The organism is Desulfovibrio gilichinskyi (assembly GCF_900177375.1).
In the GTDB taxonomy this organism is placed as follows: Bacteria; Desulfobacterota; Desulfovibrionia; order Desulfovibrionales; family Desulfovibrionaceae; genus Maridesulfovibrio; species Maridesulfovibrio gilichinskyi.
This window is the reverse complement of sequence record NZ_FWZU01000001.1, coordinates 769,720-796,550: the sequence shown is the minus strand read 5'-3', so window position 1 is coordinate 796,550 and position 26,831 is coordinate 769,720. Positions and strand designations below refer to the sequence as shown.

Annotated in this window: 22 protein-coding genes and 1 other RNA gene; 12 read left to right on the top strand and 11 right to left on the bottom strand. The window is 39.5% G+C overall.

Annotation, left to right across the window (positions count from 1 at the left end):
- Window positions 1-57 precede the first annotated feature (57 nt).
- Window positions 58-3,189 (bottom strand): antiviral RADAR system adenosine triphosphatase RdrA, encoded by a 3,132-nt coding sequence (rdrA, locus tag B9N78_RS03750; RefSeq protein WP_085098503.1) that lies wholly within the window; start codon window positions 3,187-3,189, stop codon window positions 58-60.
- Between the two features lie 343 nt (window positions 3,190-3,532).
- Here rdrA and B9N78_RS03745 point away from each other — a divergent pair, with 343 nt between their 5' ends.
- Both B9N78_RS03745 and B9N78_RS03740 read left to right on the top strand, forming a co-directional pair.
- A complete protein-coding gene (locus B9N78_RS03745) occupies window positions 3,533-3,844 on the top strand; it encodes a hypothetical protein (protein ID WP_085098500.1) in 312 nt (103 codons plus the stop codon).
- A 92-nt stretch (window positions 3,845-3,936) separates the two neighbouring features.
- The gene (locus tag B9N78_RS03740; RefSeq protein ID WP_085098497.1) at window positions 3,937-5,073 is read left to right on the top strand and encodes a cobalamin B12-binding domain-containing protein; all 1,137 of its coding nucleotides are present in this window, start codon (window positions 3,937-3,939) and stop codon (window positions 5,071-5,073) included.
- An 83-nt stretch (window positions 5,074-5,156) separates the two neighbouring features.
- Here the strand turns inward: B9N78_RS03740 and B9N78_RS03735 are convergent, their stop codons facing one another.
- On the bottom strand, window positions 5,157-6,221 hold the full coding sequence (locus B9N78_RS03735; protein WP_085098495.1) for an HD-GYP domain-containing protein: 1,065 nt from the start codon (window positions 6,219-6,221) through the stop codon (window positions 5,157-5,159).
- A complete protein-coding gene (locus tag B9N78_RS03730; RefSeq protein ID WP_085098492.1) occupies window positions 6,218-8,434 on the bottom strand; it encodes a PAS domain-containing sensor histidine kinase in 2,217 nt (738 codons plus the stop codon). Before B9N78_RS03730 ends, B9N78_RS03735 begins: the two co-directional genes overlap by 4 nt.
- A 457-nt stretch (window positions 8,435-8,891) precedes the next feature.
- Here B9N78_RS03730 and B9N78_RS03725 point away from each other — a divergent pair, with 457 nt between their 5' ends.
- From B9N78_RS03725 to dcm, 7 genes are all read left to right on the top strand, one after another.
- Entirely contained in the window at window positions 8,892-9,293 is a 402-nt protein-coding gene (locus B9N78_RS03725; RefSeq protein WP_085098489.1) for a response regulator, read from the top strand.
- Window positions 9,286-10,278 (top strand): ATP-binding response regulator, encoded by a 993-nt coding sequence (locus B9N78_RS03720; RefSeq protein WP_085098486.1) that lies wholly within the window; start codon window positions 9,286-9,288, stop codon window positions 10,276-10,278. Before B9N78_RS03725 ends, B9N78_RS03720 begins: the two co-directional genes overlap by 8 nt.
- A gap of 66 nt (window positions 10,279-10,344) precedes the next feature.
- Window positions 10,345-10,635, top strand: coding sequence for a hypothetical protein (locus B9N78_RS03715; RefSeq protein WP_085098482.1), 291 nt, complete (start codon window positions 10,345-10,347; stop codon window positions 10,633-10,635).
- A gap of 64 nt (window positions 10,636-10,699) precedes the next feature.
- On the top strand, window positions 10,700-11,185 hold the full coding sequence (locus B9N78_RS03710; RefSeq protein WP_170921366.1) for a FecR family protein: 486 nt from the start codon (window positions 10,700-10,702) through the stop codon (window positions 11,183-11,185).
- Between the two features lie 9 nt (window positions 11,186-11,194).
- Entirely contained in the window at window positions 11,195-11,767 is a 573-nt protein-coding gene (locus tag B9N78_RS03705; protein WP_085098476.1) for an OmpA family protein, read from the top strand.
- A 359-nt stretch (window positions 11,768-12,126) separates the two neighbouring features.
- On the top strand, window positions 12,127-13,152 hold the full coding sequence (locus tag B9N78_RS03700; protein WP_085098473.1) for a restriction endonuclease: 1,026 nt from the start codon (window positions 12,127-12,129) through the stop codon (window positions 13,150-13,152).
- Window positions 13,145-14,431 (top strand): DNA (cytosine-5-)-methyltransferase, encoded by a 1,287-nt coding sequence (gene dcm, locus B9N78_RS03695; protein WP_085098470.1) that lies wholly within the window; start codon window positions 13,145-13,147, stop codon window positions 14,429-14,431. The genes B9N78_RS03700 and dcm overlap by 8 nt, the downstream gene beginning before the upstream one ends.
- Before the next feature lie 608 nt (window positions 14,432-15,039).
- Here dcm and B9N78_RS03690 read toward each other — a convergent pair.
- Window positions 15,040-15,474, bottom strand: a complete 435-nt coding sequence (locus tag B9N78_RS03690) for a GNAT family N-acetyltransferase (protein WP_245805464.1) — start codon at window positions 15,472-15,474, stop codon at window positions 15,040-15,042.
- 380 nt (window positions 15,475-15,854) lie between these two features.
- The gene (locus tag B9N78_RS03685) at window positions 15,855-16,136 is read right to left on the bottom strand and encodes a peptidylprolyl isomerase (RefSeq protein ID WP_085098464.1); all 282 of its coding nucleotides are present in this window, start codon (window positions 16,134-16,136) and stop codon (window positions 15,855-15,857) included.
- A gap of 751 nt (window positions 16,137-16,887) precedes the next feature.
- Here B9N78_RS03685 and B9N78_RS03680 point away from each other — a divergent pair.
- A complete protein-coding gene (locus tag B9N78_RS03680; protein WP_137982478.1) occupies window positions 16,888-17,805 on the top strand; it encodes a hypothetical protein in 918 nt (305 codons plus the stop codon).
- A gap of 340 nt (window positions 17,806-18,145) precedes the next feature.
- Entirely contained in the window at window positions 18,146-20,776 is a 2,631-nt protein-coding gene (locus B9N78_RS03675) for a hypothetical protein (protein WP_085098457.1), read from the top strand.
- Window positions 20,777-21,115: 339 nt separating this feature from the next.
- Here B9N78_RS03675 and ssrA read toward each other — a convergent pair.
- Together ssrA and B9N78_RS03665 are read right to left on the bottom strand one after the other, a co-directional pair.
- Window positions 21,116-21,476: a transfer-messenger RNA gene (gene ssrA, locus B9N78_RS03670) on the bottom strand.
- A 150-nt stretch (window positions 21,477-21,626) separates the two neighbouring features.
- Window positions 21,627-21,950 carry a hypothetical protein gene (locus B9N78_RS03665; RefSeq protein ID WP_085098454.1) on the bottom strand — a complete coding sequence of 108 codons (324 nt, stop codon included), beginning with the start codon at window positions 21,948-21,950 and terminating at the stop codon, window positions 21,627-21,629.
- Window positions 21,951-22,106: 156 nt separating this feature from the next.
- Between B9N78_RS03665 and B9N78_RS03660 the strand changes: the two genes are divergently transcribed.
- Window positions 22,107-22,304, top strand: coding sequence for a hypothetical protein (locus tag B9N78_RS03660; RefSeq protein WP_085098451.1), 198 nt, complete (start codon window positions 22,107-22,109; stop codon window positions 22,302-22,304).
- On the opposite strand, the gene B9N78_RS03655 is transcribed toward B9N78_RS03660, so the two are convergent.
- The 4 genes from B9N78_RS03655 to B9N78_RS03640 all read right to left on the bottom strand — a co-directional run bounded on the left by B9N78_RS03655 (window position 22,287) and on the right by B9N78_RS03640 (window position 26,799).
- Window positions 22,287-23,678, bottom strand: a complete 1,392-nt coding sequence (locus B9N78_RS03655; RefSeq protein WP_085098448.1) for a response regulator — start codon at window positions 23,676-23,678, stop codon at window positions 22,287-22,289. The two genes, B9N78_RS03660 and B9N78_RS03655, sit on opposite strands and share 18 nt — an antisense overlap.
- 200 nt (window positions 23,679-23,878) lie before the next feature.
- On the bottom strand, window positions 23,879-24,631 hold the full coding sequence (locus B9N78_RS03650; protein ID WP_085098445.1) for a DUF4198 domain-containing protein: 753 nt from the start codon (window positions 24,629-24,631) through the stop codon (window positions 23,879-23,881).
- Between the two features lie 21 nt (window positions 24,632-24,652).
- The gene (locus B9N78_RS03645; protein WP_085098442.1) at window positions 24,653-25,279 is read right to left on the bottom strand and encodes a hypothetical protein; all 627 of its coding nucleotides are present in this window, start codon (window positions 25,277-25,279) and stop codon (window positions 24,653-24,655) included.
- Between the two features lie 224 nt (window positions 25,280-25,503).
- Window positions 25,504-26,799, bottom strand: coding sequence for an outer membrane beta-barrel protein (locus B9N78_RS03640; RefSeq protein ID WP_245805451.1), 1,296 nt, complete (start codon window positions 26,797-26,799; stop codon window positions 25,504-25,506).
- Window positions 26,800-26,831 lie beyond the last annotated feature (32 nt).

The window sequence follows — 26,831 nt, the reverse complement described above, 5'->3', positions numbered from 1 at the left end:
GTGTTAGTTGGTGCTTTTTTGTGTCGGTCTATATTGTAGTCTGTATGTGATGATTTGTTATTTAAATGATATGACTTGGGAATCTTCATTCTCATCTATCAAGACAACAGACTCTAATTTTGCTTTACTTAAATCTAGATTGTTGAAGTCTTTTTCGTTGAATATTGTTCTTGATATTAGCGTGTTAGTAAATATTGTTTCGTCATCAAATTTCGCACCTCTTAAGTCTGCACCTGTGAAGTCTGCTTCAGATAAATTTGAATTATAAAACTTGGCATCAGTTAATATTGTTTCAATGAATTTTGCATTTTTAAGTGAGAAGTTATTAAAATTAGCTTTGGGGAGTTTTTGTCCACTATAAACTACACTCTCAAAGGTAAAATCAACTTTATTGTCTTTCAAAATACCTAACATTTTGACTCTGTTCATTGTAGCTGCAGTTAAAGCAGCTCCTTGCCACTGGCCCATATTTACTTTTGAAACAGGTGCTAATTCTAGTAAAAATCTAAGTGTAGTCATGTTGCCAGAGGCGACTGCTTCTTGAAAGAGAGATTGTTCTTTGTCATTTGTAGATTTCAACTTATCGAAGTATTTTGCGTTTAGCATCTCATATAAATGTTGGTGTTCGTTCGTTAAACTGCTTGAATCTAGCTTTCTTTTTTTCATTTCTACTTTACATTTAGTTAGTGTCTCAAGAGTCTTATGGGTTGATAGTGTTGCAATTTTTTTATCTGATAAACCCTTAAAGATAGCTATTTCTGCATCTTTTTGATCAGAATCGTTGGAATAAGTTTTTGACCCCAGTTTAAATTCCGGTCCCTTGCCATCAATTGCTCTGAAAAGAGGATGAAGCCAAATTGCACGTAAAAGTTTTTGGTCCGTGTCAAGTTTCTTAACCTGAACTCCGTCTTGGATCATATCTTCACTAGTCTTATTGGTGGTTATTTCTTCAAAAGAATCACCTTTCCGTACTCCAATATACTCTTTGATATTTGTTCTCAGTGTAGATGAACGGGTAAACAGTGCATCAATATCTTTTAATGATTCGCTTGATGTCTCTGTTAAAACATTTTGCAATACTACAGGCTTTTCTTTCATAAAACTTGCGAAGGCGTTTATCAGGACATATTCAAAACGTCTTGCACTATGAGTAGCGTGATTGCCCTTAATCGTTTCACCTATTTTCAAAAGATGCATCTGTGTGAAAACTTTATTCATTACAAAGAGCAGTAGGTGAGTGAGTCCTTTTTTTTGGCAAGGCTGGATAATGTCTTTGTGCTCAAGTTCCCAGTCAGCTATTTGTGCCGCGAATTCTTTGATAGCGTCAGGCGTAGGCATCAGGCTTCGATCCTCACTTACTTCTGATGGTGTGTCCTCGCCTTGATCCTCGTCTGGATTCTCATCTTCGAATTCGAGAACTTTTGTCGGGTTCAGTGAATAAGAAGAATGAAAAGGCGGCAGGGCTAGTAGCTCAGTAAGGTACTTTTTCCATAACTTTTTTCGAGCATCTTTAATGCCGTCACTTGCAAGCAGTAACGAATCTGCAACAAGTTCGAAAGCTCTACCGAAAAATAGCTGTACTCTTTGTGATTGGGATGCTCCGTAAAAATCTTTATGTAGATAAATTGCAAGCCAGAGAGGTGTTTCGCCTTTTTTCGGCAAGTTTTTTTGAGTTATATATAGAGGATCTATGTAAAACTCTGTAATAGGCATACTCCGAAATATCCTTGCATCTTTTATTGATTTGAAAAGGTAAGCCTGTTTTTTTATACTGCTTGGTGTCTTATCATTTTCAGGATCTAAAAGTCCTTCAAGTACTTTTCTATAATATGAGTATTCTTTCCAGTTTGTATCATGATTCGCTTGTAATGAGATGTTAAATGCGAGCAATTCTCTCATGGGTAATCTAGGCTGTGGATGTTCATTTTTTTGGACATCTGTAGCTATCCTCATTTGAATCAAAGCCTGTTCGCTTGTGGCAACTATGTATGCTGTCCCATGACGTCTAGACTCTGCGAAGTTTTGAAAATCGTACCAAAATGATGATTTATAATCTTTCTCATAATTAGCTACAGCCGTTGTGTCTGGCTGGTTTTCATCATTGTATTGCTCCAAAATGGAAGGAGGAAAAGAGCGCGTAAGCTGGATAAGCTGTCGTGGCGTTTTTGGGAGTGGGTAATCAAAGCTATTTTCTTGTCCGTTTACAAGAGGGCACAGCTCGGCTTCTACTGCTGCATAATAATCTCGAATTGAAGGTCTTTTATTCTTTTTTGCGTTACTGTCGTTAATAATCATATTTGAGATTAGCATGTCGAGAGAAAGCAATGTTACACGATGTTGATTGGGGAAAATTTTTGTAATATACGCATCTGTGAGATCATCTGCTTGATCTTCTGCAAGTAGCTTTTCTTTTCCGGTGTTTTCACCATGAAGGAAGTAGTCTTGTATTATCGGGCGATATAGATCCTCATCTCCGCTGACAATAGGAATGATATAAGGACAGGACAATAAGCGGCGCACAACATCTAAAACATCAAATGCCTTTCTAAGAGCCATATCAACATCATCAATAGGTAGAACTATGGCATCTGTATTTAAAATATCAAGGCAGCCTTCAACAAAAGAATGAAAAGCGTCTTCCAATTGAATGCCGGATTTGTAGCTTATAATACGATCTATGCCGGGCAGTTCATCACGGTTTTCAGATTGCGCAACTGAGTCAGCAAGGCGCGAAAGCTTTTTATAGAACTCATTTTTATCTTTGTGATTACCAGTTTTTATTTCTTTATCTATCTGGATATATAAATGAGCGATAACAACATTTACGAAGTTGTCATTGCCCGCCAGTAAAGTTGGATCTATAGGGGGACAGAAATGTAGTTTGATATCATTCTTGAACTCATCGCTTTCTTCCCATATTGGCTTAACATTTCTTAGAAATACTGTTTTACCGCATCCACGCCCAGCAGAAACAAAAATAGCATCATGTGCATCATATGTTAAATTCTCAGAGGACTTATCTTTACGCTCTCTCTTATAATGTTTTGCTTGCTCGCCTATTCTTTTAAGAGATTTACATAAACGGCTCGCTGCATCTTTTTGCCAAACCTCCTCAGTCTCAAGTTTATACCCATATTCGCTTTTATTAACATTCAATACAATTTTGTTGGATTCAGTATTTGAAGACATAGTATATATTTACCCTCGTAAGAAATAGTTAAATCAGAAGCATAGCTCTTATATGTGTAAAATATATCTGTATAAGTGCATAAAACTCGGAACACTTTATACTTTGTTTAAGGGAAAGGATAGATATTTTATAATAATGTCCTGCTCGTAGTTTTAACTGATTTTATAGCTAAAAGCGGAATGGCGAGGTGGAGTGTAAGTAAAAGAGTGCCATATTATCTTTCTCTTTATTCTTACCTTAAATTTATATATATTCTGGATTAATACATTAGCTTTCTTGTATTAATAGCTGACGAAGAGATGAAGATAATTCCTGCCAACGTAAAAAAAGAATGGTTATCAGATGTTTAAAAAAAACATTATTTTAATAACAGCCTTGTTGATTTTAATAATAGCATTTCAAGTTCAGGCGGCGGAAATCAGCCTGGGAAAGGATTTAATCGTTAACGAAAATACTGATCAAGAAAAGTCGCTGATGAAAAATGATATTGATAAACAATTTAAACCGTATAATGATTTTAAAATATCAAAAGAGGGTAGTGCCGGGTACATTTCCGGACCTGAAGACAGTTCTACTAAAATCAACGGCAGGATTCCACCTGAAGAGAAGAAAAAAGGAATGGGTGTTGGAATGGGATTAAGCCTTAGTTTTTAAATACAAAAAAACTACCCTGAATGATGAAGTTTTTCTCGAATTCTGATTGGGCGTGAGACTTGTCATCTAATGCATTAACTTGGAGATTTAAATTGATCCAGAATCAACTTATTAAATCACTGCAACAACTTCCAAACCTTAACAGGCTTGCTGCTAAGTCTCTAAACGGAAAGTGCGAATATCTGGCGCACAACCTTATATCAAGTATTAGCAACTCGCACATTGCAAAACCTCTCCAACAGCAATCTTCCGTGATGCTCGAAATTAATTGTGTACGGCATTTTCAATATATAAAATCATTTATAGAATTATTTGATCCATTTTCATTTGTCGAAATTTTTAAGTGGATGTTCAGGATAGATAGCAATCATGGCTTTCCGTATGAATACTGGAAGGTTATGTTGCCGTTATCGCTCACGCTTCTTAAAAAAGAAATTCCGACCTGTGACTTTAAGCAAATTGAACCACTCTATGATTGGCTGATGTCATACTATGACAAGATGGTTGAACTCAGTTTAGCTGAAAAATCCTTTTTCGAACAGGTTGAAGAAAACATTGGCCCTGCACAGGACGGTGAAACTAAAAACAAGAAGCTAAAACAATTTTCCGACGTATACGTAGATTTACTTTTACACGGAAAACGGGCGGAAGCTATTGAATTAATAATGAAAGCAGTTAGCGCAGGTATTCAGCTTGAAGATGTATACTTAAAAATACTTCAGCCGGCCATGTATAAAATCGGCAAAAAATGGCAGATGAATGAGGTTAATGTCGCTGTTGAACACTACTGTACCGCGGCAACTCAAATGCTTCTGGCCATGCTCTTTCCTCTCGGTCTTGATTCCGGCAAACACAGGAAGAAAATGGTTGGTTGCTGTCTAGGTAGCGAACTCCACGAACTGGGTATGCGCATGGTCAGTGATTTTTTTGAATTTGCAGGCTGGAACACTTATTTTCTTGGAGCAATTACTCCGTCCGAAAGTTTGATCGAAACCATAAAAAAAGAACAGCCAGAAATAGTTTGTCTTTCCTCCTCCATGTATTTTGGAGTTCCTGAGTGCAAAGAAGTAATAAGCATGATAAAAATGATAGATTCTTATCCGCCTCCTAAAGTATTAGTCGGCGGGCTCGCTTTCAATCTTAATCCAAGCTTGAGCATTGTAGTTGGAGCGGATGGATTTTCTAAAAATGCAAGAGAAGCAATAGTAACAGCCGAACATCTTTGCTGAATAATTACCTTAGATATGTCGCAGTATCCAAGTTCCAAATTATAGCGGAGGCGGAGTTTGATTCATTGATCTGCCTAAAATGATCAGAGGTCGGAATATTTTGTTTTAATTTCGATAATTTTATCCAAATTATCGAAAAAAACGCCCAGAATATGCGGATCAAAATGAACTCCTTTTCCCTCCTGCATTATCGGCAAAGCCACTTCAGTTGAAAATGCTTCTTTATAAGGACGTTTACTCGTCAAGGCGTCAAAGACATCAGCAATAGCGCATATTCGTCCGGGCAGAGGAATGTTTTCGCCGCTCAGCCCATGCGGATACCCGGATCCGTCCCACTTTTCATGATGAGATTCAGCAATAATAGCTCCCATATTTACATATTTCGAGTTGCTTCTCCCAAGGATTTTTGCTCCGATAACCGGGTGAGTTTTCATTATGTTCCATTCGTTGGAATCAAGAGGGCCTGGTTTCAATAAAATACTGTCCGGGATACCTATTTTACCTACATCATGCATGGGGCTGCTGATGCGAATAAGCTCCACTTCTTCTCTGTCAAGTTTCAACTCATGGGCTAACAACGCCGAATAGTTACTCATGCGCAAAATGTGCGCGGCAGTCTCCTCATCTTTGTATTCAGCTGCATTGCATAAGTGGAGGATTGATTCTTTGTGTGCATGGTCAAGCTCAACAATGGCCTTCCTCAGTTGTGCGGTCTTGTCTTCGATCATGTGGTTGAGTTCGGACGCAAAATTCTTGATTTCATCCTGCTGCTCTTTTTGCTTGATCATGGATTTTACCCGAACTTTAAGCTCAAGGATATCCACTGGTTTGCATATAAAATCGTTGGCGCCCGCTTCAATGGCGGTTATGCGATCCTGTTTTTTAGAGAGTGTTGTAACCATAATTACAGGAATGTCGGAAGTTTCACTATTGGCCCGAATCCTTCTGACCATTTCAAATCCGTCGATTTCAGGCATCATCACATCCGTCAAAACTAAATCAACATCGCGGTTCAAAACTTCAAACGCTTTTAATGCATTTTCGGCTTCAACAATCTCATATCCAAGGTTTTGAAGGGACAGCCTTAGCAAGGTCCTGTTGTGAGGCTCGTCATCTACAACAAGAATTCTGAATTTTCGTTCACTCATTTTTCCTCCTTATTATCAGGAAGGACGAATCCAACTCCAATAATTGTCATATTCTCTTCATCTGAAGTGTGCATGGTCAGACTTAAATTCATTGTATCGGCAATAAGCTTGCTCGAATAAGTTCCGATACCAGTGCCACCTTTTTTCCCATGAGTTTTGTATTTTTCAAAAAAATAATTTCGAACCTGCTGCGGCACTACTCCCTTATTTGCTATTTTCATAGTCCGTTCGGGCTTAAAAGGCAGCTCTACCACGAGTTGTTCCCCTGCAGGTGATGCCTCAACAGCATTAATAAGAATATTCGAAAGCATTACATATAATAGATCATACTCAGCCAGGACATTAAAGGGTTCCGTAATATTTCCTTTCAGCACAATTTTAATATCTTTTGCAGAGCATCTTGATTCCATATCTTTTAATAACTCCTCAAGCACATTAATTAAATCAACAATTTGAGGAGAATAGTTGTATGTTTTATTTTCCATTTTAAAAAGATTGAGAGAAGAATCAATCATGCGCAGCATCCGTTCGCCAGAATTTTTAATTATTTCCAGAATGTTGTTCTGTTCAGGAGTCAGGTCACCATCCATAATCAGAATTTCCGGCAGGCCGATAATTCCATTCAACGGATTTTTCAAATCGTGGTGCATTATGCGTTCGACATCCTCTTTGAGCCTCTCAAGCTCTTTGCGCTCAGTAATGTCATCTTTTACTCCAACGTAGTTGGTCAATTGCCCTTTATCATCAGTAACCGGAGAGATAGTGGCTTGTTCCCAAAAAAGGGTTCCGTCCTTTTTGCGGTTACAGATTTCGCCCCTCCATGTCTTACCCTGCATGATAGTCTGCCACATTTCTTTGTAAAATTCTGCCGTATGGACACCTGATTTTAGTACACGGAGATTCTTGCCGAGGGTTTCTTCCCGAGAGTATCCTGTAACCTTGGAGAAAGCAGGGTTGACATAGACAAGGTTACCGCCGATGTCGGTAATAACAACTGCTGCGAAACTGTTTTCCACCGATCTTCTCAGACGCAGCAGTTCAAGCTCATTTTTTTTGCGGTCGGTAACATCAATAATACTGGAATGGATTATTTTACGGCCGTCTATGATTATGGGGCCGCTGTGGACCTCGACGTCGTGAATTTTCCCTGAAGCATCGCGATGCTGAAAATAAAATGTATTTTTCTTAAGTCGCAGGATCTCCGTAATCTCAGTTTCTACCTTTTCGCGGGGCAAGGTGTTGATGTCATATATTGACATTTTCTGCATCTGGGTACGTGACCATCCGTAAAAACGTTCTGCTTCCATATTCACATCGATCAGCTTGCCGTCCACAGGGTTGATCAGATACATCATGACCGAATTATTTTTGAACAGCGACCGATACCTGTATTCGCTTTGCTTCAGGTGCAGTTCGGTTTTTTTCTGATTGGATATATCGGTAACACTTTCAAGAACTCTTGCAACTTTTCCATTCTCATCCATGATCGGAACTGTATAAATGGAAAACCATTTTTTTTGAATGGGGTGAAAATGTTCTGTTGTTGAAGAACATTTATGCTCAAAGCTTCTTTTTGTAGCGCAGTTATTGCAAAATCCTGTTCCCCTATCAAAAACTTCAAAGCATTTTTGTCCTACCAACTCAGGACCTGGAAACATTTCGCGTGTAGTGGCATTGACCCAGCCTATGCGCATGTCCGGTTCAATGATCCTTAATCCAGTACCCAGTGCGGAAAGAATTTCATTAAAATGGTCACGCTCTTCAGCCATCATGATCTGTGAATTCTTGATTTCGCTTATGTCGTCAAAAGAGATAACAAATTTAGGGCCGTCTTTACATTGATAACGTCCGGCTCGCATCTGGAACCATTTTTTTTTGCCGTTTGCGTAAAACGGGCATTCCAACTTGAAAGTTTCATTTCTCCCTTCAAGGACATCATGCAATTCCGCAAGGGCCTGTTTATTTTTAACCAGTTCGTTTGCAAAACCTGTTTTGCAGAAATCATACAGATCAAACCCAATACCGGCATTTGTAATTTTAGGATAATGCTCGGAAATGAAGTTTTTCCATGAATTGTTAATCCTTTCGATTTGCCCTTTTTCATTAATAATGCCTACGATAGAAGGGATGTTGTCCATAATCATCTGCATTGAAGAATAGGCATCCTCAAGCCTCTTAATGAGCTCATCCTTACTCAAATCTGCATATTTCATAGTCAACAAAATCCTAAGGGTTTAATTAGATAGGCAGGAAAAATATTAAAACCGATACTAAATGAAAGTTGAACGCCATAGCCGAGCTTCAACATAAAAATGTTATCTTTATTTTAGCAATATGTAAAAATAAAAACAAATAAAATTAGTTTAGTATAAAAACATGAAGTTTACAGTTTTAACTATTATTCTATTTTCGTGAATAATTACCGTGGCAGCCTTCTTCAAAAAATTCTCAAATTATAGGTTGTAATAAATCAAACGTTAGTCGAGAGTTGTATATTAATTGTGGACGAAGCTGATATAGGTATTAACAAGCAGCTATAAAACAATTAAGATATTTATATTATCCATGATTGTATCGATTCATATTGTTAGGTATAAAGTTTATAACTGGTGTTATGCCATAGTATTAGTAAGGCCACTTGTCCATAATCGAATGGTCGGGAGATAGGGAATGAAGATATTGATTGCAGAAGACGACTTTGCTTCAAGGAATTTTTTACAGTTCCTCGCGAGAAAGTTTGGGGAAGTGGATATTGCCGTGAATGGGCAAGAGGCTTTGGATGTTTTCACTGAGTCTCTGAAAGAAGGTAATCCTTATAATCTGATTTTTATGGATATCATGATGCCGCTAAAAAATGGACTTGATGCCGCTAGAGAGATCAGAGCACTGGAAAAAGAGCAGGGGGTGCTTCCTTCTAATGAGGCGATCATTATTATGACTACAGCCCTTTCAGATGTGAAAACAGTATTTGAAGCGTTTAAGAATAGTCAAGCCACTGATTATATTGTAAAACCGTTTAGAGTGGAAAGCGTGCTGAATAAATTGACTGAATTGGGAATAATAAATGAGTAGTGACGAATTTGATATTGACGAGTTTTTGAGTGAATTTGTGTCTGAATGCCGTGATTCCATGGAATTTGCTGTGCAGGATGTGCTTAATCTTGAGACGAAGCGTGATCAAGAATCTGTAGACCGTATTTTTAGGGCTCTGCATAGTGTAAAGGGTAATGCCTCCATGTTCGGCCTACTGAATCTTTCAGAATTTGTGCACAAAGTGGAAGATGCTTGTTCAGATATTCGTTCTGGGGACCGTGAAATAGATAAAGCGGCGATAAATGTCTTGCTCAAAAGCTTTGATTTAATTGAAGATGCTTTTGAAAAGATAATTAAAAGCGGTTCTGATGAAATAAACTACAGCAGTGGTTATGATCTTATCAAGAATTTTGTCGGGCAAACTGTGCTGGCTGAAAGCAAAGATAAACATGATCCGGTAGCAACTCCTGTTCCGGGATCGGATGCACACGGGACTGAAGCAGTTGTTGCAAACATCGACTCTGTGCAGGAAAATACTGCTGCCGGAGTTTATTCGTGTGTGAATTCTTTTGGGATCATCTCCGGCCAGCATTCTGGTGAAATCAGGGAAAATCTTACGGCTTTGGTGGTTGATGATGATTTTGCTGTCCGCAAGATTTTTACGACCTATATTTCTAAATTTATGCCCTGCTATGTTGCCAAAGACGGGGTGGAGGCTATTCAAGCCGTGACGGAGAGCTTTCTCGGTAATGTGCCCCATTTTGATTTGATCATCATGGATATTATGATGCCCATTGTTGACGGACTGCAGGCCTGCAAGGCCATCCGTCAGATCGAAGATAGTAAAAACATATCATCTTTTGCCGGTGAATCAAAAATATTTATTGCCAGTGGTATTGATGACGAGAAGATCATGCACAAGGCTGTTTATGAATGCGGGGCAGATACGTATCTTACCAAGCCTGTTCGTTTAAATGAGCTGCGTAGGCAACTGTTGCGTTACCGGTTAATTGATCCAGAATAAATTTTACGTAGAATTTTTTCTTAATCCTTTGCATTAACTTTATCGTACAAATTTAAGGAGTTTTAAATGGATTTAGTGATAGACATAGAAGTGCCTTGCATGGCTGATGGTATCGGATCAGGTAAATTGACTATTAAACATCCTTCAGGTTCTTGCGGTAAGCCGGTCTTTGTTGCTGACTCCTCGTCAACTTCATACGGCCCTACAGAGGTCATGGCAATCAAGCCTTTAGACGGGCACAATTACTCGGCTGAACAGCTTGAGTATATACGGTACCACGGGTTGCAGATACATGGTGCGTTTGCATGGTATATGGACGGATGGGCGCAAAGTGATCATGTATGCGGTGGGCACTAGATCCTGCCGCAGTTGTAGAAATCATACTATGTCAATGGACGGACCGATGAGCTATGGAGGTATGATGATAATTAATAGAATTTTTCAAATATTCATTTTTTCTGCGTGTCTGATTTTAATATCTGCTTCGCTGACAATTGCAGGAACTGTCACTGATGGGCCTACTGCAACTCCTGTAGATTTTATAGGATCTGTGAAAACAGTTTCCGGTGAAACGTTTTTAATTCGCAAAGACATGCGCACTCCTGTTTCAGTAGGTGATCATTTGTATCAAGGAGATACTCTGGTCACCTCGTCAGGTTCCTCGGTCGGTATTATTTTCCGCGATGACACAATGTTATCTATGGGCCCGAAGTCTGAGGTGCGCATAGATGAATTTGTTTTTAATCCAGCTGATGACGCAATGGCTTTTCTTGCACATGTAGGAAAGGGCACAGCTCAGTTTATAACGGGACAGATGTCTAAAATCGCGCCTGAAAGAATGAGTGTGGAAACACCGCTTGCTACTATAGGTATTCGAGGAACTCGGTTTCTTGTGAAGGTTGATTAGGAGATACTAATGAAAAAAAATATACTTATATTAATTTGCATGCTGTTTCTAGCTGGCTGTGGGCAGACCGTTGTTCTTCTGCCGGATCTTGACGGGCATGTCGGGCAAGTTGATGTCACCATGCACGAAGGGCAGACCGTGACACTGAACAAGGCGCTTCAAGCTGTGGGGACTAAACCTGAAGTTTATGTCATGCCTGAAAGTGAAGTTCAGAAAGTTTTTTCCGGTGCGTTAGCAGCTCAGCCGGAACGTACAGAAAGATTTTTGCTCTATTTTTATCATGATTCAATAAAAATGAAACCAGAGTCAATAAAACTGCTGCCTGAAATTATGAAAGCATATAGGGATCGCTTATCAACTGATGTTTCCGTAATAGGACACACTGATGCTGTTGGAGATAAGCGTTACAATTATGGACTTTCACTTAGGCGGGCTCAGAAAATTGGAAAGATGTTGAAGAAAGAAGGTATCCCGGACGATCAAATTCAAATTGTTTCACATGGTGAAGAAAATCCGCTTATCCCAACTCCCGATGGGCAGAGTCAGCCTAAAAATAGGCGGGTGGAAGTTTTGGTTCGATAAGTTTGAAATTTAAGAAAAGTAAAAGCCATGGGCTCGGAATATTCACTGATCAATTTATGGTTGAAACTAAAAATAAAGCCTCGTTTCCAGTTGGAAACGAGGCTTTTTAAATGGGGCTTTAGAAATTTGGTGCAGGCGGAGGCTATCGAATTGATGATGTAAACTTTCGGGATAGTATATTTTAATTTTTTGTTAAAATTGGGATACTCGTGGTTGTACTCATTTAATGCATAAACATAAAAAAGATTTAAATAGTTTTGTATTTTTTAAATAATATCTGCTTTTTAATAAAATTGTCATAGCTCGAGATATTTATTATGGAAGGCAAAAAAATAATATTAAAATGAAAAGGAGCTATGATGCAAGAAGCTAATAGAGCTATTGAAGATATCGAAAAAAATGCTGTTTTGTGGTGGCCTGAACACTTAAATGTAGCAAATGCAAAAGTAAGTGTGATTCCGAAACTGTTAGAGACTCAAGATGATTTTTTGAATATTATTGCACTTTCAAAGAGTAATCCTTATCAAGTTTTTGAACTGCTCAAAGCTTCAAAGTTTCCGGCCAATTTATTCTTAAAACATCTCTCTGTGCTTGCTGATTATGGCGGTGAACCTATTCAAAGATTAGGGCGTTCATTTTCTCAGATATTTAAACAAAATAAGGGTAAATACTTTATTACATTCACTTGGGAGTCGAATACTTATGAGTATATTTTTCAAGCTCTGCCAATAAAAGGCTTAAATAATACGAAGTTATTTATTGACGGTAAAGGTTTGCTTGAAAAAAAAATACTGAATAAGTTGTATGAAGATATGATCGTGCTTCTAATGTTTGGTTCTACATCGACGGTTAGTGATGAAGCTGGACTTATTGCATGTGAAATTGGAACTTTACTTGGTAAAAATGAAATTCTTAAGAAATATATAAAAGAACGATATATAAATGTTAGTCGTATTACTGGCGGAGCTACGGCAAACTCCTTAGGACAATTAGCTCAAAAAGAAGTGTATAAGTATCTGTCTGATTCATTAAGTAAAGATTTCAACGTTACAAGTAACGGAACCATACAACTTAAAGGGTATGATAAAGATGGTGGGATGCCTTTTGATATTGTTGTAGAGAAGACCGGCAGTAAAATAGGTATAGAGGTCAGTTTTCAAGTTACGACTAATAGCACTATCGAGCGTAAAGCAGGACAGGCTGCAGATCGTATAAATCTTATGCACGAAAATGGATATAAAATAGCTTATATTTTAGATGGAGCTGGTAATTTTCAAAGGAGATCTGCTGTTTCTACAATTTGTGCAAATAGTGATTGTACAATCGCGTATACAGAAAAAGAATTTGAATTTTTATCGCAGTGGATAGGGGAAAATATTGATTAAATTTATTGATTTGTTTGCAGGTACAGGGGGGATCAGGCTTAGCCTTGAGCAAGCCTGCGAAAATCTTGGTGTTAAAACTAAATGCGTTTTTAGTTCTGAGATAGATAAAAATGCATGCCTATCTTATGATTTGAATTTTGGAGTTGATCCTTATTCTGATATTCGGATGATTGATTCATTACCTGATTTCAATTTCTTGTTAGCAGGGTTTCCGTGTCAATCTTTTTCATATGCTGGTAAGCGAAAAGGCTTTGGAGATACGCGAGGTACTCTTTTTTTTGAGGTCGAAAGGATTTTGAATGATAAAAGACCAAAATATTTTCTTCTTGAAAATGTTAGAGGTTTAATTACTCACGATAAGGGGCGAACATATGATACTATAAAAACAAAGCTTGAAGATCTTGGATACTCAGTTGATTATTTGTTGTTGAACACTAGTAACTTTGATGTCCCACAGAATAGAGTGCGAATTTATATTCTTGGAGTATTAGAAAAAAGTATTAAATTAACACTAAATAGCAATCTTGGTGCAGCTGATACTCATAAATTTAAATTAAATACGGTTAATAAACAATTATCCCTCTTTGATACAAGTACAATATCGGTTACCGCTAGCAGAACGCCTAAAGTTGTAAAAGATATTCTTGAGGTAAACCCTGATAAGAAATACCAATGTTCAAAGGACTTTGTTTTAAGACTCAGAAAAGTTGTTGGAAATGACCTGTCACAATTAAACGGTTATAGATTAATTGATTATAGAGGTGGTAAATCAATTCATTCATGGGAGTTAGGTGTTAAAGGAGATTGCACTTCGAATGAAGTAGAATTTATGAATTTGCTTATAGCCAATCGCAGAAAAAAAATTTTTGGAATTCATCAAGATGGTAAAAGTTTAACACGGGAACAGATTGAAACTTTCTATCACGCTAATAATTTTGAAGAAGTAACTTCGTCTTTGTTAAGTAAGGGGTATTTAAGTTGTAATGAGAGAAAATTTAATCCTGTGTGTGGAAATATGTCCTTTGAAGTTTTTAAGTTTTTGGACCCAGATGGTATTTCAATTACACTCACGGCATCAGATGCGAACAGGCTTGGAGTTGTTCAAAATAATATGCCGCGAAGGATTACACCGCGTGAATGTGCAAGACTTCAGGGGTATCCAGATAGTTATAAATTGATAAATAACGATAATGCTGTCTATAAACAAATGGGAAATGGTGTGTCTGTTCCAGTAGTTAAAAGAGTCCTTACTGATTTTATTGAAAATAATTATGAATAGGTCAGCTATAAATTAATATAGCTAATACGTCGTTGCTATTTTTTTGCTTATTTGCTTTTTTCATGCGATCCACGACCTAATCCTGATATTCCACAAGAATCGGGAAAAATAATAGGGGGTGCAAGCTTACATATTATTTTTTCGGCATAATTTTGATTATGCGCTACAGGATGTCAATCGAAGTACATCCAAAACCAATTGCCATTGCTCCAAATTCCCCCTAAATAACCGCAAAACCGGCGGCGAATAACAACCCCATCACCGCAAACAAGGGCAAAACCAATGCGGATACACGAACATTAGGACTGGCCAATTTTTTCGTGGAAAGCCGAAAGGCTAATATGCTAAGCTGGCAGACGTTCGCCATAAGCAGGGCGTTGCCGTCTCTGCAAAAATAAAAAAACTGGGGTCCTTTGATCCGCCGCAGGTGGACAAGTGGATTGAGAAAAAGAAGGGGGTATAGACTGGCGGTACTGTTGTCTATTGGGAGTTAAGACCTAAGTAAACAGAGTGCCGATTTAAGAAATTTTTAATTCCAGATGGACGTAGATTCAGCTCGCCAGAAGTGTCCCCAATAGGTGTACTCATTTTGGATACCTGTTTTGTTACTACTTTGTTGTTAACGGCCTAATCATATGAACAAATTCTGTGTCTTCAGAGATGATTTTGAAGCCAAGCCGCGTATACAAGCTTCCAACTCGATTCCCTTGGAGGTAACAGAGCTTTATTGGTAGATTCTCACGTTCGGAGAGAGCCAATACGTCGTTTAAAATTTTGCTGCCGATGCCTTGCCCTTGAAACTTAGGAAGAAGGTAGAAACGTCCCAAATATATATGATCCGAATTGATTTGGACCAAGTATGAGCCAGCTTTTTGGCCGTTGATTTCAATAATATCTGGCCGAGCCTCTTCCCATTCTCGGCGGCATATTTCATTTTGGATTGTTTCGTTCCAGCCAAACACGTTTTCTACTGCTTCGAATAAAGCTAGCTTCCTAAGTTGGCAGAGAAATACAAAATCATTTTCAGCAGATGGACGAATCACAAACAAGATACTCTCCAGATTGATATAAGGTTTATAGGGAGGCTCGCGTAGTACTAGCTATCGATTCTCTTTATCTACAACACTCACTAACCGATCAAAATCAGATATAAAAAGCCTATCCTGAATGATGCGATATTTCTCGAATTCAGATTCCGCGTGAAGCTTGGCATCTAGCGCGGTTACCGTTGCAGACTAGCGGCCTGCGGAGGTTGGTGACAGGAACGCCATCAAAGTGACCCTGCTCCTGCAGATGCTGCTGGGACCGGGATGTCCTGTGAGTGGATAGAGGATATTTTTGCTGAAGAGAGTGTGTAACTCAAAAAAGAATAAAGCCCCGACTTAGTCTGGGCTTTATTCTTTTTATAGCGGTGAAGAGTTGTTTAGTCTTCGCGGCTATCGATGATCAGCAGGTGGTAACCGAACTGTGTTTTTACGGGGCCATGAACTTCGCCAACGGCTTCATTGAACACAACGGTATCAAATTCCGGGACCATCTGGCCCGGGCGGAACTCACCGAGAGCGCCACCCTGCTGACCGGAAGGACAGCTGGAGTGTTTTTTTGCTAGTTCACCAAAGTCTGCGCCGTCCTGAATTTGTTTTTTCAGGTCCAGACAGGTCTGTTCATCACTAACCAAAAGATGGCGTGCAGATGCTTTTGTCATGTACGTACTCCTGTAAGTTTTAATATAAAATTTTAATTAACCTTGTAGTCTTGCCATTGCGATTTAATGCGTCGCAAAAAATGACCTTGCATGAATACGCAAGGACTGCAAGATGAAATACTGCATACATACCTTCCAGATCAATCCGGCCCGCGAATTCAACCAGCGTGCGCACGTCGAATTGCGAGAATTACAGGCGGAGTACCAGTTATCGTTTATCTTTATCAACATTCCCCACCAACCGATCAAAGTCTGATACAAAAAGCCTATCCTGAATGATCCGATATTTCTCGAATTCTGATTCGCGTGAAGCTTAGCATCTAGCGCGGTTACTTTACCACGGCCTTGCCGGATATTTTATTCTACTTAAATTCTAAAGTATTACCATCACAACAAATAAAACCTAAATTCATCGCATACCGTGCGGCGAATAACCCGCACATTCACCGCGAGACAAGGCAAAAGCAATGTGGATACATAAACATCAAGACTGGCCTAACTTCTCATGGAATGTCGAAAAACTTAATCTTTATGCAAAGTTTGTTGAGGTTGCACTTGCGAGTTGAATTCAGGATTGTTAGAATGATTAAATAAAAGGTGACTGTATAAATAATGAAGAAAAAAAACAGGTGTTATTATGAGTGTTATGCAAAAATTGCATAAGTTGGTTCCGACTAGTGGCAAGGTGTTGGCTTTCTTTATTCCCTTGCTACTGTGGGGTATTTGGTGGGCCGTTTCGGGCATTGGTTATATGTTCTCCACTACTGAGTGGCCTGAAATATCACCCTCCGTTCGTTCGGAGATCGTAGCCGTTAAGGCTGATCCTGCTTTTAATAATCCAAATGCTTCTGAGTCGGACAAGGAAAAGCTTGAAACTTTGAAGGGCAGAGTACTTGCGTTGGCAATTGTGTCCCGTTTGGAGACCGAGCTGGCTGATGGGTGGACCCCTCAGTATCTGTTTGTGACTCCTAAATCTCATTTTGATAATGCGGTCAATCGCAAGCTTGGAGTTCTTACAGCGACAACTCTTTTGCAGAAGTTTTTCTCCACTACCATGGCAAAGTATGGCTCCATGGACCCTGAAAATCCTTGGATGCAAGAAGCTCGTGAACGAGACTTTACCTACGGTCCTCGGATATGGGGTTTCTTCGAGAGATCTTCTAATTCAGCGTATGAAGATGGCGTGGCTAACGTTCACAAATACGCCGATAAGCTGATTAGCATGAAGGTGGTTAACAAGAAGAAAGGCGATTCCCGTGCTATTGTCAACATCAAGGCCAGCGAGATTTATGATATGTTGACCTTCATCCTTTCCAAAAACTTTATTGACGTTCCGCTGGGTTGGCTCTCCGCACCTGGAGGGACTCTGACGTGGTCTGAACTGGATGATCGTGTGTACTTCGCGCAAGGCATGACGTTGGTTCTTCGTGATGTAATCACTGTGCTGAAAGAACTGTATCCTGAGAAAATTACCAATGTGGACAAGGGTGGAACTCAGAACCTTGAAGAGGCTATGATGGCCATGAACAAGATCTGCACCTTCAACCCTATGGTTGTCTTGCGGGGCAAGGAAGATTCCATGTTCGCTGACCACCGAGGAAAAATGGCTCGCTATATGTTCACAGTGAGAGAGCGACTGCTCGACGTGGCCGATACTATTCGAAGATAAAGAAAGCAGGTGCGGCGTTTCAGTTCCGCCCTGAGAACCACTTAAATTAAGGGTTTACATCAAATACGATGTAAACCCTTTTTTATTAATATGAACCTCATGATTGCTCTTTTAAAGGCAGCTATCCGCCGGAAAGACAACCAAATCTTCTACTTCTTGATATATTCCTATGCGTTGACCTATTGCATGAGGGTGGTGGCTTGGCACCACAGGTTAAATGGGTGCGCAAGATGAAGATCAGGAATTATGCGGTGCTATTTTTAATTTATAATGACCTCTAAAGATTTAACATAATCGTGTCGATATGATTAGCGTAAGCTTTAATAATAAGGGGTGTCTGGTGAACTCAATATCCGAAACAGCCTATTCATATTCACAACTCAGTTCAGATAAAATTTCTGACAGTCACTTGCCCCTTGCCAATCGCAAGAAGACGTCGGAACAGACACCAACCAATGACAAAGTTGAAATATCTCCCGAAGGTAGACAGGCTTCGGACAGAATGAATAGCTCTGAACAACGACTCCCGTATAGTAAAGAGCTTCCACCAGACGTGCAGGCCGCAGTGGATGCATATAACTCACAACGTCAAGATGAGTTTGTAGATGAAGTCGTAGCCACAGCCCCACAAATTATGGATGAACCACTTCCGGAAAATGCTTCTATTCAAACGTTAGGTAGCATGACGCTTCAATCTGGACGTCAAGTTTCCATTGAAAAATTTGTCATTCCTCCTTCCTCTCTGAGTTCAGCAAATAACAGCAGTCCACCATCGCAAAACAGTAAGGTAAACGACGTTGAAGAAGTTGTGAAGTATAATGAAGCAGGTGGAGCAGATCGTTCTCAATCTGGCAATGGGACTGTTTTCGGCTACCGAGCGGTGATCAGCAGCAGTGACGGACAAAGTTCCCAATTCTATCTTTTGACTTCGGACACCATTATTAATGAGGACGATGACGGAGTTATTACTCTTTCAGGCTACCGTTCCGGTGACGAAACAACTGGAGACGATTTTATTATAGGCTTTCATGGGAGAGCCTTAGACGGCGGTTCCGGCAATGATACTTTAATTGAATTAAGTGAAGATTATCGGGAAACAGCCCTTGAGGTTGGGTATGAGGGAACGACAGAGACTTCTGCATCGAAAAAGGAAACAGCCACGGGTGCAATTACCGGTGGTGCCGGTGATGATACAGTCATTTTGGTAGGCAAAAAAATACTTAGCGTATCGGTTTCTACCGGCAGCGGAAACGATATGATTTTGAGCAGTGGTGATATAGAAATTTCAAAACTGGATACTGGATCAGGAGATGATATCGTGCAGGTGCATGGTAATCTGTCAATCCGTGGTGAAAAAGTAATATCAGACGGATTGGAATTACATCGAACTGATTCAGATAGCGGTCCTTTTTTTAACACTGGTTCTGGTAATGATATCGTTATGGTAGGCGGGGATTTAGATATTAAGGGCGGACGCACACAAATCAGCTATGGTCCTAACAAGGAAGACATTGAAATAGACTTAGATTTTAATAGTAAGAAAAGCTGGGATGAGATGCTAGGACGTACTGTAAAAGTAACAAGTATGGATACCGGTTCCGGTGACGACATCATCGATGTAGGCGGCAGTATGCGTATTGATAGTGGTACGATTAGAACAGGTGATGGAGATGATGTTATCCGTACAAAGAAATCAGTGATCATGAGTGGTAATTATCTTTCTTCAGGTTGGACTCGCGTAAAGGGAAGTATAGATACCGGTTCCGGGAATGATTCTATCCATGCCGGTAAAGATTTAAGTATGGAGAACGCAGTCATTGATACTGGTGAAGGTGATGATTCTATCCTCACCAGTAAAGATTTAGATATGGAGAAATCTTTTATTAATACCGGTTCTGGAGACGACAATGTTTCCGCAGGTCAAAAACTAAGTATAAATCATTCTAGTGCAGTTATCACAAGTAGCGGTGACGATACTATCAGCGTCGGTGACACTCTGCATGTGTACTATAAAAGTGCGCTGACTACAGCAGATGGTAATGATACTGTCATGTCCGGCAAGGCCATTCTCATAGACTGTTATAGCTTGGTTAAAACCGGATCAGGAGACGATAATATTATGTCTGGGGACAGGATGCTTACGACCGGTGATAGTATCCTCTCCACAGGACAGGGTAATGATCATGTGGGCGCTAATCGTGCGTTAACCGCTAGTGGATATGGGCTTATATCAACTGGTCAGGGTAACGATTGTATATCAACCAATCGTGATAGGGCAGATGATAATACTCGTGAACAAAGGTATGGTGTTACTGTTTCGTCCAATGGTGCGATTGATACCGGAGATGGAGATGATTACATAGATACAAATAAGCTTGATGTCGTAAGTGATGGGATTCTAAGAACTGGAAGGGGAGACGATTTCATCACATCTGATAAAGCGGAATTGAGTGGTAGCATTGATGCCGGAGACGGAAGTGATCGCATAACGATAGGTTCGCTTAGAGTGTTACAGGGTGGTACTATGCGAGCTGGAAAGGGAAACGATTCCATTATAGTTCATAACACGGAATTGAACGGTAGTATTGATACTGGAGATGGGGATGATAGCGTGAAAATTGACGAGCTTAGAGTGTTACCTGATGGTTCCATACAAACTGGAACTGGAAATGATTCTGTCATAGTCCGTGTAACGGAGACAGGCATTCTCTTTCCTGATGGCCATGCCGCAAAGGGTAGAGAAAATAAAAAAGGTACAACCATGCATCAAGAAGTCGAAGATGTTAGCGAATGGTTAGCTGAGACAAACTTCAATTTATCGATAACTAAGGAAAGGCTTTTCAAAGGCATAACCGCATATGAAAAACAGATAGATTCTGGAAATTTTGACTCCGAAAAACTCACCAGGACAAGGCAAGGCTACCTTGAAGAAGATTTGAGGAAAAATGGATACAAAGGTAATTTGGAATAATTGTCTTAGCGTAACTTTGGCCCATGTGGGTTTGAGTTTGCTGTGCCATTCGCGGTAAATTGATTCAAATTCGTTTTCTCTGTTGACTAGAATTTTCATGAGATGGCGCGTAAACATGTAGACACGGCGGCTGATGAATTTAATCTGAGGTATACAAGATAAGAAGCAACACAAAGTTGGTAAGTTGCGTTTGACCTGACCTAAAAGCAAAGGCCCGTTTTCAATCGAAAACGGGCCTTTTGAAATGGGGCTTTTAAAAAAAAGTGGGGCTAAAGTGGGGCCAATGTGATTGTTTTCAAAGTTTAGTTTGTCTAACCCATTGAAAACATAGACTTTAGCTGGTGGAGGCGGGGGGAATCGAACCCCCGTCCGAGAATGCTCCACCAAGACGTCTACAGGTGTAGTTCAGGTATTGTTTCTCGCCCTCATGAACGCCCCTGAACGGGCAACATGTGGGCCAGCTCGTGCTAGGTTCTCGCCGCTTCCGGGACGTGCAACCGGAAACTAGCCAGCCTGATGGGTTTTGTTGCCACAGCAGATATCAGACATCAAAGCTATGACACAGCAGCTTAAATTAAGCTGCTAATGCGTAATCGTAATTGTCGTTTGCAATTATGATTGTGCCGCTTTTTACGAGGCCAGCGGCGCCTCGACCTGCAGCCTTGGCTTCATTCATCCCCGTCGAAACCAGTGCGCCCCCATTTCAAAGAACTCTTCTTACCTATATTATAATACATTAAGAAGAGGATGCAATAGCCCGGTGAAAATAAATAACCGGAATCTTTGCAAGAAGTTGGTAGAGATATATCATTGCTTAGTTAAAGGCAAGAAACTTAACTGTTAAAAAAAATTATTTTAAATCTTCTTTGGAAAATCCGCACAGATGCGTGCATAGAGAATCAGACAGTGGGTCAAATCCACCTTTTTGAACTTGTCCCGTCAATGTGTTGCGGCATGAGTATTCCAGCTCATACTCGCAAACCCAGTTAGCTAGAATATCGCCGTTAACATCTGAGCAAATTACGGTTGCGGCTCCATAGTCAACGCGTTGTTCCGTGCAACTGGCTCCGCTTTTATCTTTGTAAGTGTGTGTTTCGGCACAGGCGCATGTAGCTGCGATTGTCATAATAGAAATAATAAAAAACAAAAAAATATATTTCCGATGTTTTCTCATAAAATTCCCTTTAAAAATGATTTGGTAATTTTTTTAAAATTTTATCTTTTCAAAAACCTATCTCATTATCTCTTTCATGTCATGCCGCAAAATGTTAGTAGCTGTCTATTAAATTTGATTTTATTTTGATAAATATGATTTTATTCAGGAGGCATTATGGAAAGTCCGTTTAAATTTTATATCTATGAAGAGTCAGCTTATATTTATGATCAAAATCAGAAATTAATTTTTCAGATGGGAGTTGACGAAAGCCGGGATGTCGCTTTCGACATGCAAGAAACGATACTTGCATCCGGAGAAGAAGTTAGCAAAGAAAAGGCTTGGGAAGTTTCAGGTTTAGATTCTCTGGGGTAGATCTAAATTTTCAATTTCTACCTGATTGTCTGAGCTTACAGATTTGAATGATTTTATGCACTCAGCACATAATTGTAAATTTGTGTTTTGAGTAATGATATTCATGGCTTTTTCGTGGTCTATTGCTTTTCTATATGGCCGCTCCGTTGTAAGCGCATCATATACATCTGCGACAGCAATAATACGCGCCCAAATAGGGATTTCATTGCCGGCAAGTCCATGAGGGTATCCGTGTCCGTCTATCCTTTCATGATGATAAAGGACTGCCGGAATGATATCCTCCATATTTGGAATCGGGCGTAATATATCGGCTCCCAATTCGGGGTGCTGTTTGATTAATGCAAACTCAGGTGTAGTCAGCGGTCCGGGTTTTAAAAGAATATCGTCCCTTATTCCTATCTTACCAAGATCATGAAGGCGGGCCGCGAACTCTATTCTTTCTAATTCATGAGTATTAAACGACATTTTTTTCGCAATTTTTAGCGATATGGCTGCAACCGCATCAGAATGCCCTCGGGTATATGAATCGCGAGCTTCCAGAGCTTGGACAAGGCTTGCTATGCTGCCAAGGATCAGAGTTCTTTCAGTTTTTAAAAGTTCACGTTGTTGCAATTCCATTTTGAAATGGTCGCTAAGCAGTTTTTCAGCAGTAATTACAAGCTGGTCTATATTGAAAGGTTTAACCAAAAAAGCCGAAGCTCCTTTATGCAGCAGCTCGCGCATTGTTCGGCGTTCTCCGCCTGAACTCATAATGACAAATGGAATTCTGGAAAGAGCTGGTGTTTTTTGTATCTTTTCGCAAAATTCAATTCCGTTCATCGCAGGCATGTTGATATCAGAAATGATCAGGTCAGGAATTTCTTTAGAAGCAATGGCGTAAGCCTCGACGCCATTTGAAGCTGTTATGACTTTGAATCCTGCGCCGGAAAGGCCGGATTTTACAACATTCAGGATATGCTTTGAATCATCGACGACTAAAATTAATTTATCTCTGAGTATCTTGGATTTATTAAGTATTTCGTGCACATACGGAATAAGCTCTTTCTTAGCATTATTTTTGGTAATATAAGCCGCAGCTCCGACTTCAAATCCTTTTTCGATTTGATCATTTCTTTCATTGGTAGAGAGAATTATAACGGGAGTAGATTGTGTAGCGGGATTCTTCTTAATTTCAGAGCAAAGCTGATATCCATCCATATTAGGCATGATTATATCAGTGATTACTAAATCATAATGTCTTTCACGACTTCGATATAGACCTTGGAGTCCATCGATAGCTTCAGTTACATCAATACTTCGCTTTCTGAGCTGTGAGCTCAATAAAGAACGTATAGTTTTACTGTCATCGACAATTAATACATGCGGATTACGCATCCATACTCCGGAAAGGGTGGTGTTAGTAAAAAGCTAAATATATTAAACTAAGTTTTATAATAATCAATTATTTTTATTATGTGTCAATATGCATAATAATGCAAAAAAGTAAAGGTCAGACCATATGGTCTGACCTTTACGCTAAGCATGTGCTAAATTTTTAGCAATTATATTCATGCTTAAAAGAACTATTTTATACACTAGTATGAAAACATTTGAATCCAGAGGATTGCTCCGAGTTCAACACTTTTACCTTCAATTTTATAATCTGCATCATTTAGAGCTGCAAATCCCCACCATCCAGGTTTAGGGCAGGCAAAGGTGAAAACGCCATTCCCATCGCAAAGGACTTCTTGAGTTACCATACATTCATGCGGAGCTTTTAATTTTGAATCTTTATTATACAATTCAACTTCAACTCGTGTGTATGGAGCAGGTTTTCCGTCAAGTAAAACAATACCCTGAAAAACGTTGCCGGCATAATTACCCCAAGGGCGGGTGAGAGGGACGATTTCAGTTTTTACACCTAAAGGTTTTTTCCAGTCTTCACCTTCGTCAAAAGCGGATACAATTGTTTTTGTGTAGTGGACGATATAGTTGTCTTCGGCAGGTTCCGGATATGGAGTAGGCTCCATATAAAAAGTATACATTCCGGGGCGATTGAACTTGTATGATGTGGTAAATGCACTGTGATCTAAAAATTTATTTTGTTTAAGTGTGCTTAGCAGATCTGTTTCTTTGCCATCATGATAAACACTGAATTTTTTGGGTTTAACAAGATCCATTCCGTGCATTTCAAAAGGATGCGCAAATGACAGTTCCATCTCTATTGTTTTTTTCGCAGGAGAAACAATAGATGTTTCAGGAATCAGCATGCCGAAATGTGCATACGCGCTTACTGCCGCGGCAAAGAATACAATTGCTGTAAATAACGATACTAAAGTTTTTTTCATAACACTGCTCCGTTGTTAAATTTAAGATTTAAATTTTTTTCTGGAAGTTAAAAAAGCCGCAATCCCGAATATACCGAAAATATATCCAATCCCCGCGAATATTTCTTTCGCTCCGGGACCATCTTCCTGCTGATTCACAATAAGATGTTTTATTGTATCCACTTTAGCGTTCAGTTCTTTAATTTGAGTGGTGAGCTGCGATATGTCGGCGTTTGGCAGACTTGTTGCCACACTTGTTAAAGCAGGAGCCTGAGATATTTGGTCTACGGCTGTGGTGGTCGATGAGGTGTCAGGAAAAATATCCTCAGATGTTAGAATCCATTCATTTTGATGCCCCTGGGAAGCTCTAAGGACAATTTTTAATCCTGCATGATCAGAAGAAATTTCTTTTGGAACTGGAAAATTGAAAACACCATTGTCGTCAGTTGTTCCTGTTAGAATTTTAGCTCCTGTTGTTAAATTGAAAACTTCAATTTTACCTTGGTGTACTTTGCTTTTTTTGTTGAAATAGCTTTCAGTAAAAATTTCAGATCCTTCAACATATGCAAAAACAGAAACTCTGTGAGCTTGCGCAGACGGAATGGCTAAAAACAACACAGAAATTAGAAAAATGGCTGAAGACAGTAAGCGAAATAATTTTTGAGACATAATTGCAGACCTGTTTAGTTTATTTTTCTAAAATGTTAACTGTAAAGTAATACATATTCGAAAAACGTATACAGCTACAAAAAAGGCAAGTCAACCGTAATGTAAAAAAATGAGACAATTGATGAGAAAAAACGGACGATTGAGGGATTAAAGGAAGGTGTATAGCTATGCTATACTAATCGGAATAGCACATAAAGCGGAAATTAATAGTGTAGATTAACACTTTAGTCGAATGTGTATCCAAGGTTGATTGTTGTGTTTAAAAAACCGTCTGGGTCGTCGGATTTTGTTCCGAAAGTTTTTAAGTACCTGACATCTGAGCCAATGGTAAACCCTGAGTCAAATTCGTAAAGAAACCCCAAACCTCCACCTGCTACGGGAGCTCCGTCAGAAAGGCTGAAATCAGTATTGGGATAGCCGAAAAAAGAATAACCGCCTTGAGCTGCTATATACGGCGAAAATTTAGAATCTGTATAAAACCTGTAAAGTAAAGAAGCCGTAAAAGTATACGTGTTGAAACTTTTAGATTTATAGTCGTAAGAGGTGCTATTTGTAGCATTGCTTGATGCTGCGATTGTTCCGGATCTTCCAGACGTGCCACTAATCAGCATGTCCCCGCCGAGCCCGAACCCTGAAGGATAAAAATGACGGATAGCGAGTCCACCTGAAGGACCGAATGAAGAATACGGAACATCTGTTTTAGATTTGGTAGAATACTGCGTGCCTATGGCGGCTCCAATAAAAGTTTCTGACTTTTTCTTTGGAACAAAAAATCCTGCTTTCTTTTTATGCGGTCTTGATTGTTTTACGCTGACCGCAAGGTTATAATCTTGATCAGCAATATCTCCGGGCTTTGTCATAGTTGATGGAGCTGGCAAAGAGGTTGCATCGTTAGGGTCAGTTGCATAATTTTCAGTTAAACTTGGAGAAGGGGCAACTTGCAAAGGAACAGTCTTAATTTGGCGAGCAGGCCAGAAACCTAATTGCTGCGGCTGTTCTTGAACCTGAACATATCTAATAACAGGAGGATTTGCCGGAACTGATTGCGGCAACGGTTCAGGGGTTGCATATTGTTTTTCGCTGTCTGAATTTGATTGAGTATCTTCAGATAATTCTGAAATTATTTCATTTGAAGTAGGGGCCGTTTCCACCTGTGCAATCGGCGGTGTGCCCGCTGAAATTTGTCCTGTCTGTTTGGCAACTCCTGCCTTGATAAGTTCTTGCGCGAGTCCCAGACCGTCAATAGTAACATCAGCTAAAACGATATTGTTTGCGTCTTTTCCTATTTCATTAACGTCTACATCTTTCATTAGAGCAATGCCGCTGCATTCCAATTTGCCTTTGGAGCTTTTAATATCAGGAGCTGGCTCAATGCCGGATAATTTGATTTTTATAGGGTATTGACCGTCTTTAAGAACAACTAGAGTCGTCGGATCATCAACTGCAATAACTTTTCCCTGCCAAGCTTGCGCAGTTAATGGAATAGTTAATAAAAGTATAAAAAAAGTCAGTACCCGCATTTTTACCAGCCGTTTATGTTAAAATTTCAGGT

Bases quoted from the DNA above. Each gene is read 5' to 3' on its own strand.
- B9N78_RS03650 (WP_085098445.1), bottom strand. From the start codon at position 24,631: ATGAAAAAAACTTTAGTATCGTTATTTACAGCAATTGTATTCTTTGCC.
- B9N78_RS03705 (WP_085098476.1), top strand. From the start codon at position 11,195: ATGAAAAAAAATATACTTATATTAATTTGCATGCTGTTTCTAGCTGGC.
- B9N78_RS03660 (WP_085098451.1), top strand. From the start codon at position 22,107: ATGGAAAGTCCGTTTAAATTTTATATCTATGAAGAGTCAGCTTATATT.
- B9N78_RS03725 (WP_085098489.1), top strand. From the start codon at position 8,892: ATGAAGATATTGATTGCAGAAGACGACTTTGCTTCAAGGAATTTTTTA.
- rdrA (WP_085098503.1), bottom strand. From the start codon at position 3,189: ATGTCTTCAAATACTGAATCCAACAAAATTGTATTGAATGTTAATAAA.
- B9N78_RS03700 (WP_085098473.1), top strand. From the start codon at position 12,127: ATGCAAGAAGCTAATAGAGCTATTGAAGATATCGAAAAAAATGCTGTT.
- B9N78_RS03685 (WP_085098464.1), bottom strand. From the start codon at position 16,136: ATGACAAAAGCATCTGCACGCCATCTTTTGGTTAGTGATGAACAGACC.
- B9N78_RS03645 (WP_085098442.1), bottom strand. From the start codon at position 25,279: ATGTCTCAAAAATTATTTCGCTTACTGTCTTCAGCCATTTTTCTAATT.
- B9N78_RS03655 (WP_085098448.1), bottom strand. From the start codon at position 23,678: ATGCGTAATCCGCATGTATTAATTGTCGATGACAGTAAAACTATACGT.
- B9N78_RS03735 (WP_085098495.1), bottom strand. From the start codon at position 6,221: ATGAGTGAACGAAAATTCAGAATTCTTGTTGTAGATGACGAGCCTCAC.
- B9N78_RS03715 (WP_085098482.1), top strand. From the start codon at position 10,345: ATGGATTTAGTGATAGACATAGAAGTGCCTTGCATGGCTGATGGTATC.
- B9N78_RS03665 (WP_085098454.1), bottom strand. From the start codon at position 21,950: ATGAGAAAACATCGGAAATATATTTTTTTGTTTTTTATTATTTCTATT.
- B9N78_RS03720 (WP_085098486.1), top strand. From the start codon at position 9,286: ATGAGTAGTGACGAATTTGATATTGACGAGTTTTTGAGTGAATTTGTG.
- B9N78_RS03745 (WP_085098500.1), top strand. From the start codon at position 3,533: ATGTTTAAAAAAAACATTATTTTAATAACAGCCTTGTTGATTTTAATA.
- B9N78_RS03680 (WP_137982478.1), top strand. From the start codon at position 16,888: ATGTTCTCCACTACTGAGTGGCCTGAAATATCACCCTCCGTTCGTTCG.
- B9N78_RS03640 (WP_245805451.1), bottom strand. From the start codon at position 26,799: ATGCGGGTACTGACTTTTTTTATACTTTTATTAACTATTCCATTAACT.
- B9N78_RS03710 (WP_170921366.1), top strand. From the start codon at position 10,700: ATGATAATTAATAGAATTTTTCAAATATTCATTTTTTCTGCGTGTCTG.
- B9N78_RS03730 (WP_085098492.1), bottom strand. From the start codon at position 8,434: ATGAAATATGCAGATTTGAGTAAGGATGAGCTCATTAAGAGGCTTGAG.